Genomic DNA, 12,150 nt, shown 5'->3' with positions numbered 1-12,150 from the left:
GTACCGTTATTTATAGCGGCCTTATACTTTAAATCTATCTATATTGTTGCCCTTACTACTGTTTTGTGGTTATGGGCTTTTACCGCTACCGGCGGGGCCGGTATTATTTTGGCCTTACTTTTTGCGGCTAAGCTTAAAAATGTACAGGAATATGCCCTGCTCTTTCTTTATGCTATGGCTGTTTTAACGGGTTTTTCTATAATTAATCATGTGCATACTAGCCTTTTTGTTATGTTTATCTTTGCCGGCACGGCTGTCTTTTTGGCGGTGTTACAATTTAAAGGGCTGCTTGCTATTGTTGACAAAAAAATGGTTGTTAAGTTAATAGAAGTAAAAATTGTTTACCTAACCGCCGAACAAGCCCGTATATTTAGGTTGTGTTATATTGAGGGCAAGGCCGATAAAGAGATACCGATACCCGGTATAACCGACCCTAAAGAAATATCTACTAGAGTAATTCAGGAAAGACAAAAAGCTAAAGCAACTAACCGCTGTACCTCTAAAGAGTTAGCTGCCAGCGTAAAAGCCGGCGCCATTAAAATATTAAAAGAAGGCCAAACGGTGCCTAAAGATTACGCGGCAGCCTTGTAAAAGATAGCTAAATAGCTTAAACTAACCCTGTGCAAGCTATAGATTATAACAGCATTGGCCAAATTAAGGCCGTACTCGGCAGCTATCAGGCTAATGCCCTTAAGCGTTTTGGTCAAAATTTTTTAATAAACCAAACTATTAGACAAAAAATTATTAACCTACTTAATATTGAGGCCGGTGATGAATTATGGGAGATTGGCCCCGGCTTAGGGGCCATGACCAGCTTAGCTTTACAGCAGACAGCTAAAGTTACCGTCTTTGAGATTGACCATAGTTTTATTAAAATTTTAGAAAGTTTTTTTGGCGGGCACAACGGCTTTAAAATTATTGCCGGCGATGTTTTAACTACTTGGCCGGCGGCACAGGCAGCCGGGCCTATAAAGTTAATTGGCAACTTACCTTACAATATTGCCGGCGCTATTATCCCTTTGTTTACCGCTAAGCCCATAAGCAGGGCGGCTATACTGGTGCAAAAAGAGCTGGGCGAGCGGATGCTGGCCGGCCCGCGTACCAAAAATTATGCCAGCTTTAGCGTTTATTGCCGGTGCCACTTTAAGCTAAAAAACGAGGGCGTTATCGGCCCCAGCGCCTTTTATCCGCCGCCTAATGTTAACTCTATGCTGCTTTCGCTGGTGCCTAAACAACTAGACGGCGAGGTTTCGGCTACTTTACAGCAGCTTACGCGGGCGGCCTTTGCCAGCCGCCGTAAAACTTTAAAAAACAATTGGGGGCGGCTGCCTTTTTACAATCAATTAAGAGAACTGGCCTTACCGCTTAGTTTTAGCGAAAGCGGCCGGGCCGAAGAATATCCGCCGGAGCTTTATTTACAACTAGCGCACGCTTTAACGGCCCTTAAAACTAACGGATATTTAACTGATAATAAATAACTTTAGCGGTTACCACCTAAACGCAGCGGCTTGTATTTTTGCCTAAAAAGTGCGATAATTATAGCAATGAAAAAGATTATTCCGCCGGCTTTACTGTTATTTTTAGCCCCTTTATGGCTGCTGGGGCAAGTGGTGCCCTTTCCGCAATCGGCCACGCAATCGCCTAGTTTTGCTTGGTGGCGGGCTATCGATATTGATGACGGCCCCACGCGCGAAGATATTTTTAACGCTTTACTCGATGACATAACTTCGGTAGCAACCATCGGTTACAAAGCCTTGCCGGTTACCAGTATCGGCCAGCCCGATGGCAGCGATGAGCCTTATTTTTTAGAGCAAGGCAGCTTAGTGGGCGGCGTTTTTACCGATTTTGCTATAGAAGGACTGGGGTTTTTTAGGCTGCAAAGCCCCAGCGGCGATACCTTTTACACCCGTGCCGGCAACTTTAGGCTTAACACCGAAGGTTTTGTGGTTAGCCAGCAAGGTTACCAGCTTATGCCGCCTTTGCAGCTTAACCGCACGCAAACCAATATTTTTACCGATGAACAAAGCCGGCTTTTTGTTCCTATCGCCGGGAGTTTTGACAGCCAGCAAATTTACCATTTTGAACTCTGGCTGCCGGCCAACGGAGCTGCCGTAGAGCGCGACGGCGTAAATTTTACTTTTAGCAGCGCTTATCAAGTTAATTTGCCGGAAGAAGGCAGCGTGGTACACAGCCACAGCCTAGAGCTAAGCACCACCAACACCGTAGAGGCTTTGGTAGCCATGATGGCCACCCTGCACGAGCTGCGGCGCGAGCAAGCCGATGAAAGCAATCTTTTTGCCGCAAATACTATTGATTTTGATTTTAAAATTTATATGGTAGATTTTTTACTGCGTGAATATGCCCGCAGCAGCGGCGACTTAGCCGATTTAAGGCGTTTTGAGCGTATGGTACGCGGCGTGGCCGGCCAACTCACCTTTAATTAAAACGATGCATAAATTTAACGCCGTTATCCAAAAAGTAGAAGACCTAGATGGAGCTTACATTATTGTACCTTTTAACATTAAAGAGCTTTACGGTAAAGGCCGTCTTAAGGTGCAAGCCACCTTTGACGGCGTGCCTTACGAGGGCAGCATCGTTAATATGGGGGTAAAAGATGCCGCCGGCGAGGTGTGTTATATTATTGGTATCCGCAAAGATATTAGAGCCAAAATTGGCAAGCAAGCCGGTGATAGCGTAGAAGTAGAATTAATAATTAAAAATTAATCAAAAGGGTTTTACGATGGAAAATAAAATAAGATGTTCGTGGCCAACCAATTTGCCTATCTATCTTGATTATCACGATAACGAATGGGGCCGGCCAATCCACAACGACCAAAAACTCTTTGAAAAACTTATCCTTGATGGTATGCAGGCCGGCTTAAGCTGGCTAACTATCCTTAAAAAGCGTGAGGCCTTTCGGGCCGCCTTTGATAACTTTGATTACCACAAGGTAGCTGCCTACGATGAAACCAAAGTGGCCGAACTGCTGACCAATCCCGGCATAATCCGTAACCGTTTAAAAATTAATGGCGCCATCACTAATGCCCGGCTTTTTATCGAGGTACGCCAAAAATATGGCAGTTTTGACAACTTTGTGTGGAGTTACGTAGATTATAAACCTATTATCAATCAGCTGCAAAGGCTGGAAGATATGCCGGCCACCAGTCCTATCGCTGATAAATTAAGCGCCGATTTAAAAAAGCTGGGCTTTAAATTTGTAGGCCCCACTATTATGTACGCCTTTATGCAGGCTGCCGGCTTAATAAACGACCACTTAGTAGATTGTTTTGTGCGTAACGAGATAATAAAAAATTATTAAAATTTAAAGGAGTAAATCTATGCCGTTTATAGCTAAATCGGGGAAAGAAATAGAGGTTAAATGCCTTTACAAAGATAATTTTACCGTTATGGGTATGGCGGGTGAAGGGCCTATGCAAAACCCCTCCAGCTGGATTAAACCGCTTTGGGAGTTGGCGGCCGCCAATAAATTTGCCGAAATAGACGCTTTGCTTTTAAAAAACCCCGAAGGCAAGCCGCTATTTTGGGGCGCAATGGCGGCGGCGACTCAGTTAAAAGAGGGCTTTGCTTACCTTGCCGGCGGCGAGGTGGCCGCTAACGCCAAAGCCCCCATAGGTTGGGAAAAGTGGCAAATACCGGCGCAAAGTTATGTAGTGGCTGCCGCCACAATGGACGACCTTGCAGAGGTGTGTTGGCAGCTTCCGGCGGTATTAAAAGATGAAATTGTTGGCCCCTTGCACGAATTTTATCCTAATCCCGATAACCCCAATATAATAGATGTTTATATTCCTATTGCTAAAGGAAAGCTTAAATGTAAAGCATGTGAGATGGAAATGTTAAAGCCCGAAGATTTTGGCACAGAGGCCAATGGCCTGCCAAGCCGCACTTATTGCCGCTACTGCCGTAAAGATTAGATGAGCTTTTATAAGAAAAAGGTAGAATTATGGGGAATATAGAACACTTTAACAAAATGGCCGCCGGCTATGATAGCCCCGAAAGGCAACAGGTAGCCGCCATCATTGCCGCAGCTATTCGGGAACTATTGGCCGATGGCCGTAATAAAACAGCCATCGATTACGGCTGCGGCACCGGGCTGGTCGGCCTGCAACTGCTTAATGATTTTAAGCGGATAATCTTTATCGATGGCTCCAGCCAAATGGTAGAAGAGCTTGAGCAAAAAATTAAACGGCTGCAAATACCTGCCGCTAAAGCTGAGGTTTTATGCCTTAATTTAGAAGAGGAAAGTGCGCCGCCGTTACAGGCCGATTATATAATGGTGGTGCAAACTTTGCTGCACATTAAAAATTACCAGTCGGTTTTAATGGCTTTAGCCGCTATGCTCAAACAAGATGGCCATTTAATAATTGTCGATTTTAACAAAAACGAGGCCGTTAGCAGCGATTTAGTGCACAACGGTTTTGAGCAAGTTCAATTAATTAACCAACTTAAAGACCTAAGCTTTAAACAAGTTAGCGGCAAAACTTTTTATGAGGGAGCTAATTTATTTATGAAGCAAGCGGCCTCGCTTTTTATTGTAGACGCTATAAAATAACTTATAGTTATATTTTACGCTAATTTAATTGACAAACAACTTTGTATGCTTTATCTTTTATTAAACTATTAAAACAAAAAGGAAACCGTTATGAAAATACTAAACAAATTTTTAATATTATTAATTTTAACCTTATTATTCGCTTGTAATAATAGTAAACAATCCGGCCAAGACAACGGTTATCAAATGCCCGCTAAATATAAGGCAGAGTTAGCCGCCGATAGCGCCGCCACCGCTTTTTTTGCCGGCGATAGTGTGGTAACCAGTATCCCTGTTTTTACCCGCACCGAAATAAGGGTAACCATTTTAGTAAACAGAGAACTCATCGGTAACGAAGAGGCGGAGGCCGGCGCTTCAGTTACGGCAGCCGTAAGCAATGTTTTACTCCCCGATAGCAACGGCAACAGCTTTGAAGGCATAATAACCGTTAATGTGGCCGGTGTACCGGCTTTACCTTAAAATCGATATAAAAAAACCTTCGCCGGGACAAACCCATAGGTTTTGATTGTATGGATGGCCATAACCCGTTTTTACCTTTGTTGTTTTATTACTTTACCTTTTTTAAAATTTAGGTTAAAATTATAGTTAATAAATAATAACTATTTAAAGGAGTTAATAAAATGAACGACGAACAAAAAAAGATGACCCCCTTACCAAGCGGTGAGGTAATACCCGGTATTTGGGCTATAAATAACGGCTTTGTTAATTTTTATTTAATAAAAAGCCATAACGGTTATGTAGCCATCGATTGCGGAGCCGATAACGAGCAAAGTAAAGCCGAGTTAGCCAAGCTGGCTATAACCGGTGAGCAAGTTAAAGCCGTGCTTTTAACTCACGACCATGGCGACCATTTAGCGGCTTTACCGCTTTTTGGCGCTGCACCCATTTATGCGGTAAATAATAAGCTGGCTACCACCGTTATAGCCGATGGCGATAGTTTTGAAACCGATGGCCTCAAAGTTAAAGTTATTGCCGCCACCGGCCATAAAGAAGATTCGGTGGCTTTTTTAATTAACGATAGCTACCTTTTTGTGGGTGATAATATGAGCCTAAAAGATGGGAAGCCGCAGCTGTTTAACTCGGTTTATAATCAATCCGATGTTAAACAACAAGACGATATTAAAAAACTTACCGACATAGCCGGCGTTAGTTATATTTTTACCGCTCATTACGGTTTTATTAAAAAATAATCGTTTTTTATTTAAATTCCCCTTTATTTTTAATAAAGGGGAATAATTATTTAAATAGTTGCTTTGGCTTAAGTTACCATTTATCGTGATGAATTTTAGCCTCGTCGTACCTATCTTGGTGCTCAAAAGTTTTATCGGTGTAACCCAGCACCACTAAAGCTACCGGAATAATATTTTTAGGTAAATTAAGTAAAGTTTGGTAGGCCTCTACGCTTAATAAAGCGTGCGTCCAGCAGCTGCCAATGTTTAAAGCCGTAGCGGCCAGCAACATATTTTGTACGGCGGCAGAGGCATCGAGCGGGCCAAAATCGCTGTCTTTAAAGTAAGAGGTTCGTTTATCTTTATCATAACAAACTAATACCGAAAGCGGCGATTGCACACAAAAGCCCGAAAACTCATAAAACCCGGCAATTTTAGCCTTTGTTTCGGCATTTTTAATAACTACCAGTTCTAAGGGGTAGTTGGCCACAGCGCTGGGAGCCGTTAGCCCCGCCGATAAAATGGTGCGTAAATCTTCATCTTTAATAGGGGTATCCTTAAAGCTGCGGATACTGCGGCGCGTCCATAGTTCTTTTATCATTGTACTTCTCCTTTTTTATTTATTATGGGGGATATATATTGCAGTTCTTTAAATTTAGCTGTCTGCTCTAAAAGTTGCTGCGGGTGCGAGCCTTCTTCGTGGTAAGGGATAGCCATATTATATTTTTTGTAGTAACTTTGCCAATAATCTAATTTATCACTGCTAAAATTGAGTGTTGCCAGCTTAAAGAACCTGCCGCCATCTTCATTTAAAAAGCTTTCGGTAATTAACTGGCTGCAATAAAGGCCATAACAGTGATTATGCTGAGCGCCCGATAAAAAGGTGTAATTATAAGGACGGCCTAAAAAATCTTGAGCGCGGGTAAAGGAGCGCACAGCAACGTTTTGGTCGGCTATTTCGGCGATGATTAATTGGGTAACGTTATGGATAAAAGTAGGTAAAGGACGTAAGCTAACGCCGGCCTCTGGGGTGGCATCAATAATAGTATCGCCGCCGGCATAAATGCCGCAGTGGTTTACTGCCTTAAGCTTACCGCCGGCAGCTGTGATAGCTTTACCGTTATCGTCCGTATCTAATTTGCTAATAAATAAGATAAAACCTAACCCTAAACGCATAGTTACCTTCTTTAAACCATTTTAATTTATGATAATATGTTTAGTTTGCTTTGTCAAGACACTCTATTAAAAAGGTAACTATCCGGCTATAAGCGCCCCTTACTAATTACAAATTAGCCCTTATTGTAAAATAACAGTTGACAGCTTAAAGTAAGTAGGTTAAAATTAACTATATGGAAGTTCCGTTAATAAGGGGCAAGTATTAAAATGATGGCTTTAGTGCTTGCCCTAATAATTTTACTTATCTTTTCGGCCCTTTTTTCGGCTGCCGAAACCTCGCTTACTTCGTTGTCCGATTTACAAATTGCCGGTTTACAAAAGGAAAAAAACAAGGCGGCCGGCCGCTTGGCTAAACTTACCAAAGCTCCCAATAAATTTTTAGGGGCTATTTTGGTGGGTAATACCTTTACCAACGTGGTAACCAGCTCGCTCACGGTTATTATTGTAACTAACTTTTGGGGGCAAAACGCCGTCGTTTTTTCTACCATTGCCCTTACCTTATTTGTGCTTATTTTTTGCGAGGTTTCGCCCAAGCAAATTGCCTATGCCCATAACGAAAAAACCGCCAAATTTGTTAGTTTGCTCATTTTACCCATGACAATCATCTTTGCGCCTTTAATTTGGTTTATCTCACTTTTTGCCCAGCTAATTAATCGCCTGTTCGGCGATAAAAAACGCGTTTTTGCCCGCGAAAACATCTTTCATTTAATTAATGTGGGCGAAAAAAGCGGTGAAGTAGCCACTTATCAAAAAGAGGTGGTGCATAATATCTTTAGATTGGCCGGTTCCACCGCCAGTGCCATTATGACGCACCGTAAAGATGTTTTTTCTTTACCGGCTACTTTAACGGTGGCCGAAGCTTTACCTAAAGTGATTAGCGAAGGCTACTCACGTATTCCGGTTTACAACGAATCGTCCGAAAATATCATCGGTATAGTTATGCAGCGCGATGTCTATCAGCGCTATAGCGCCGATGAAGAGACCACCCTTTTAGCCGATTTTATGCTGGCCCCGCTTTTTGTACCGGCCAGTATGCGGCTAGACGAGCTATTAAAAGTCTTTAAAAACCATCTTTTGAATATAGCGATAGTGTTAGATGAATACGGCGGCTTAGCCGGTATTGTTAGCCGCGAAGATGTACTAGAAGAAATATTAGGCGAACTTTACGATGAAAACGAAGAGGCCGAACTTAAAACCGAAAGGCTAGACGATGGCAGCTGGCGGCTGCAAGGTGATACGCCTTTGCATTGGCTAGAGCAGCAATTAGGCCATAATATTGGCGGTAATAAGCATGTTAATACCATTAGCGGCCATATTATAGAGGCTTTGGACAAACTACCGGTAGACGGCGAAGTGGTAGATATCCCCGGCGAAGGCCGCTTTAAGATAGAGACTATGCAAAATAACCGTATTATAAGTTTGCGGTTTTACCCTACTTCCACCGAAGATAATTTATAAATATGCGAACGATTAAACTGTTTATTGTGGCTATGGTAGCTATTTTATTAATCTTTTTACTAACTTTTAGTTATATCATTAGCTTTAACCGTTTTCATAAAGCCAGCCCCAGCGATGTTATTATGGTATTTGGCGGTTATGCCGGCGGTAATGCGGTTAGGACCGGCACAATGCTGGGCAACCGTTTAGACGAGGCCTTAAGACTTTACCGTTTAGGGTATGCCCCGTATATTATTGTAAGCGGCGGCACCGGCGAAGGCCAGCTTTACAGCGAAGCTTTATTAATGCGTAATTACCTAATGTTACACGGAGTAAACGAAACTAACATTATTATGGAGGATAATTCACATAGTACGTGGCAAAATATGCTTTTTAGCCGGCCGCTGCTTAGCCGGCATAACTTTAACAGTGTTATTGCAGTTTCTAGTAATTCGCATTTGGCACGTATTAGTTTAGTGGCCGGCCGTCTTAACTACCCGGCCATGAGCTTTAGCGGAGCCGCCGAACGCCGCCCTTTTTACTTGCGCGAGGTGGCGGCTTTTCTGGCTTACGGTTTATTTTACCGCGAGTAAAGATTACTTTAAATTGGCCAGTTTAGCCTCAGCGCAACTATTAACTACCGCCTGCAAAGGCGGCCTTTGTAATGCTAGACATTTAAGCTAATACCTGTTAAGCTAAAAGCCATGATTGTACACCTTGATATGTTGCAAACCGTTGCTTTAGCTTGTATTAGTTTTTTACTAGGTACAGCTCTTAAAAAAAAGAGCCGCTTATTACAAAAATATTTTATCCCCTCCCCCGTAATTGGCGGCTTAATTTTTAGCTTGTTTTTTTATGGTTTAACTTTTCAAGATATTAGGATAGTACCCAACGGCACTATCCAAGATTTTTTTATGAATCTTTTTTTTACCGCTACCGGCTTTTTTGTTAGCTTAAAGGTGTTAAAGCAGGGCGGTAAGGTAGCTTTAGGCTTAGCCGTAGCCTTAGTGTTAATGATAATTATCCAAAACTTTATCGGTATAGCTTTAGCCAGCCTCTTTGGCCTGCCGGCAATACTGGGGCTGGCAATGGGCTCGGTATCGTTATCGGGCGGGCTCGGCTCGGCGGCGGCTTACGGCCCGGTAATGGAAAGTTTAGGGGCTTATAGCGCCACCGCTGTAGGTTTAGGTATGGCTACACTAGGCTTAGTTTTAGGCAGCTTGGCCGGCGGCCCGGTAGCCTTTAAACTAATTAAACGCTACAATTTAAGCAGCAGCGGCGAAGATACCCAAGCCCAAAATCAACAGCAAATATTGTTAAATAATGACAAAATTTTTAATGCTATAATAACTATTGCTTTGGCCGGCGGGTTAGGCTCTATCATATCGTATTTTGTTAATTTAATCCCCGATTTTACTTTACCGTATTATATTAGCTGCCTGTTTAGCGGGGCTTTAATCCGCAACTTAGCCGATGGGCGGCAAAAAGATTTAGGACTGGCCAATATCGATGCGGTACGTTTTATTAGTTTAAATATCTTTTTAGCTTTAGCTTTGGCAACTTTAAATATTGGGCAAATTATTAATTTAGCCTTGCCTATGTTAGTTATTATGTTGGTACAGGTAATAATAATGATGTTTTTTGCCTATTTAGTTACCTTTAGGTTGTGCGGCCGTAATTACGAAGCCGCCGTGATAGCGGCCGGCCACTGCGGAGTGGGTATTGGCCAAACCCCCAACGCCATTGCCAATATGGCCAGTGTGATAGAAAAAAAAGGACCGGCACCCCAAGCATGGCTGGTACTGCCGGTAGTTATTGCCGTAGTTATACCGCTTTTTAATAATTTAATTATCACTTTGTTTATTAACCATAATTTAATTTCTGCTTTTTTTATTAATTTATTTAGGTAATAACCATTATGAAGATAAATATTTTAAGTAAACAAGATGCCAGCCGGATTGCCGCCGGCGAAGTTATCGAGCGGCCGGCCGCCGCCCTGCGCGAGCTGCTGGATAACGCCATCGATAGCGGAGCTAGCGAGATAGCCGTTTACCTTGAGCAAGGCGGCATTAAAAGTATAGAAGTAATTGATAACGGCGAAGGTATAACCCGGCCCGACCTTGAGCGCGCCATTATGCCGCATGCCACCAGTAAAATTAAAACCATTTACGATTTACAATCTATTTACAGCTTGGGCTTTAGGGGCGAAGCGCTGGCCAGTATGGCCGCCTGTAGTTATTTACAAATACGCAGCCGGGTTAAAGGCAGCGATGGTTATTTATTACGCAGCGATGGCCAAAATATCGCCATCGAGCCCACCGCCTTTAGTTATGGCACGGCGGTAAAAGTAAGCGATATTTTTTATAACCTTACTGCTCGCCGCCGTTTTTTAAAGAGCGCCGGCATCGAAACTACCGAATGCCAAAAAGTTTTTTTTGAAAAAGCCTTAGCTTTTCCACAACTTAGTTTTAGCTTTACCATAGATGGCCGGCAAAAATTTAATTACAAAGCCGCTACGGTATTGGAACGTACCGTACAAATTTATGGCCGCGAGTTAGGTATTAAGGCTAATTATTTATCTAACAATCATTTATTAGATATAGACGGCTTCGAATTGCAGCTGGTTACCGCTACTGCCGGCCTTTATCGCGGCGATAGGCGTTATATGCATATTTATATTAACGGCCGCCGCATTATGGAGTACAGCTTGCTGCAAGCTATCCATTATGCTTACTCTTCGTTGTTGGTAGCCGGGCAGTTTCCTATTGTTTTTGCCTTTATTAAAGTGCGGGCCGATTTAGCCGATTTTAACATTCACCCTGCTAAGCGCGAGGCTAAACTGCATAACCTTGATAAAATCCACAAAGCTTTAGTCAATAAAATAAATAATCTGCATCAACCCGGCAGTATAAGCAATTATAAAGATGAAGCTCATCCTAGTACGCCGCATTTAAATTTTAATCTTACCACTTTGCTGGTACCGTCTCCCATCGCTCAAGGAGTTGCCGACAGCCCCGTTTTAACCGCCGCCAAAAAAGAAGAGCCTTTAAGCTTTACCGCCGCTTGGCGTTACTTGGGGCAGCTTATGGGCGTATTTTTATTGGTAGAATGGGAAGATAACCTGTACTTAATAGACCAACATGCCGCCCACGAGCGGGTACTTTATGATGAGCTTATCGCCAGTCCGCCGCCCAACGAAGCCCTGTTAAACCCCATTAAAATTTATCTAACCGACGATGAGCTCACGTTATTTAAATTAAAACAAGATGAAATAGCCGAACTGGCCATTAGGCTGCAATTAATAGATAATTATTTATTAATATTAGCTGCTCCCAATCAATTTAACGAAGAGTTATGCCGCTATTGGCTTAATAATAATCTTTCGTTAAAGCGCGAGCTTTATGCCCGCTTAGCCTGCCGGGCCGCCATTAAGGAAGGCGAATACCTAGAGCCCGCCGCCGCCTTAAAGCTTATAGAACAAACCTTTGCTTTGCCCGAGCCGTATTGCCCGCACGGCCGCCCGGTGTGGATAGAGCTGGAGCGCGAGCAACTTTATAAGTTAATCAAGCGCATTGTTTAATTAATAACTAATAATTAAAAATTAAGAAGTAAACAATTTCATCTTTTAATTTTTACTTCTTAATCCCTACTTATGGTACCTATCCCTTTATAGCTGCCAAACTTTAATATTTTAGCTTTACTTTAACCGCAAACTATGTTAAACTATTACTATGAAAAAAATATTAACTATAACTTTATTACTAATAGCCATAAATGCACAAGGGCAAGGCTTGCCGG

At 42.6% G+C, this 12,150-nt stretch carries 15 protein-coding genes; 13 read left to right on the top strand and 2 right to left on the bottom strand.

The window, feature by feature from the left end:
* The 9 genes from FWE37_07255 to FWE37_07215 all read left to right on the top strand — a co-directional run.
* Positions 1-591 (top strand): hypothetical protein (locus FWE37_07255; GenBank protein MCL2520778.1); only part of this gene is annotated, 591 nt, incomplete at its 5' end.
* A gap of 29 nt (positions 592-620) precedes the next feature.
* Positions 621-1,478 carry a 16S rRNA (adenine(1518)-N(6)/adenine(1519)-N(6))-dimethyltransferase RsmA gene (rsmA, locus tag FWE37_07250; protein MCL2520777.1) on the top strand — a complete coding sequence of 286 codons (858 nt, stop codon included), beginning with the start codon at positions 621-623 and terminating at the stop codon, positions 1,476-1,478.
* Positions 1,479-1,544: 66 nt separating this feature from the next.
* The gene (locus FWE37_07245) at positions 1,545-2,444 is read left to right on the top strand and encodes a hypothetical protein (GenBank protein MCL2520776.1); all 900 of its coding nucleotides are present in this window, start codon (positions 1,545-1,547) and stop codon (positions 2,442-2,444) included.
* Positions 2,398-2,724, top strand: coding sequence for a DUF1905 domain-containing protein (locus FWE37_07240; GenBank protein ID MCL2520775.1), 327 nt, complete (start codon positions 2,398-2,400; stop codon positions 2,722-2,724). The genes FWE37_07245 and FWE37_07240 overlap by 47 nt, the downstream gene beginning before the upstream one ends.
* A gap of 16 nt (positions 2,725-2,740) precedes the next feature.
* A complete protein-coding gene (locus FWE37_07235; GenBank protein ID MCL2520774.1) occupies positions 2,741-3,319 on the top strand; it encodes a DNA-3-methyladenine glycosylase I in 579 nt (192 codons plus the stop codon).
* 19 nt (positions 3,320-3,338) lie between these two features.
* Positions 3,339-3,932, top strand: a complete 594-nt coding sequence (locus FWE37_07230) for a GyrI-like domain-containing protein (GenBank protein ID MCL2520773.1) — start codon at positions 3,339-3,341, stop codon at positions 3,930-3,932.
* 29 nt (positions 3,933-3,961) lie between these two features.
* Positions 3,962-4,570, top strand: a complete 609-nt coding sequence (locus FWE37_07225; GenBank protein MCL2520772.1) for a class I SAM-dependent methyltransferase — start codon at positions 3,962-3,964, stop codon at positions 4,568-4,570.
* A 90-nt stretch (positions 4,571-4,660) separates the two neighbouring features.
* Positions 4,661-5,029 carry a hypothetical protein gene (locus FWE37_07220; GenBank protein ID MCL2520771.1) on the top strand — a complete coding sequence of 123 codons (369 nt, stop codon included), beginning with the start codon at positions 4,661-4,663 and terminating at the stop codon, positions 5,027-5,029.
* 161 nt (positions 5,030-5,190) lie between these two features.
* Entirely contained in the window at positions 5,191-5,760 is a 570-nt protein-coding gene (locus FWE37_07215; protein MCL2520770.1) for an MBL fold metallo-hydrolase, read from the top strand.
* 73 nt (positions 5,761-5,833) lie between these two features.
* Here FWE37_07215 and FWE37_07210 read toward each other — a convergent pair whose 3' ends face one another.
* A complete protein-coding gene (locus FWE37_07210; protein ID MCL2520769.1) occupies positions 5,834-6,340 on the bottom strand; it encodes a nitroreductase family protein in 507 nt (168 codons plus the stop codon).
* Positions 6,337-6,915 (bottom strand): hypothetical protein, encoded by a 579-nt coding sequence (locus FWE37_07205; GenBank protein ID MCL2520768.1) that lies wholly within the window; start codon positions 6,913-6,915, stop codon positions 6,337-6,339. Before FWE37_07205 ends, FWE37_07210 begins: the two co-directional genes overlap by 4 nt.
* A 207-nt stretch (positions 6,916-7,122) precedes the next feature.
* Between FWE37_07205 and FWE37_07200 the strand changes: the two genes are divergently transcribed.
* The 4 genes from FWE37_07200 (at position 7,123) to mutL (ending at position 11,932) form a co-directional block, all read left to right on the top strand.
* Positions 7,123-8,373: a hemolysin family protein gene (locus FWE37_07200; protein MCL2520767.1), complete on the top strand. Its 1,251-nt coding sequence runs from the start codon at positions 7,123-7,125 to the stop codon at positions 8,371-8,373.
* Between the two features lie 2 nt (positions 8,374-8,375).
* Positions 8,376-8,945 carry a YdcF family protein gene (locus FWE37_07195; GenBank protein MCL2520766.1) on the top strand — a complete coding sequence of 190 codons (570 nt, stop codon included), beginning with the start codon at positions 8,376-8,378 and terminating at the stop codon, positions 8,943-8,945.
* Between the two features lie 111 nt (positions 8,946-9,056).
* Positions 9,057-10,262: a hypothetical protein gene (locus tag FWE37_07190; protein MCL2520765.1), complete on the top strand. Its 1,206-nt coding sequence runs from the start codon at positions 9,057-9,059 to the stop codon at positions 10,260-10,262.
* 8 nt (positions 10,263-10,270) lie between these two features.
* Positions 10,271-11,932, top strand: a complete 1,662-nt coding sequence (mutL, locus tag FWE37_07185; GenBank protein MCL2520764.1) for a DNA mismatch repair endonuclease MutL — start codon at positions 10,271-10,273, stop codon at positions 11,930-11,932.
* Positions 11,933-12,150: the final 218 nt, after the last annotated feature.

Source organism: Spirochaetaceae bacterium, assembly GCA_009784515.1.
Lineage (GTDB): Bacteria > Spirochaetota > Spirochaetia > WRBN01 > WRBN01 > WRBN01.
The sequence above is the reverse complement of the archived record's forward strand: the minus strand, read 5'-3'. Positions and strand labels throughout refer to the sequence as shown.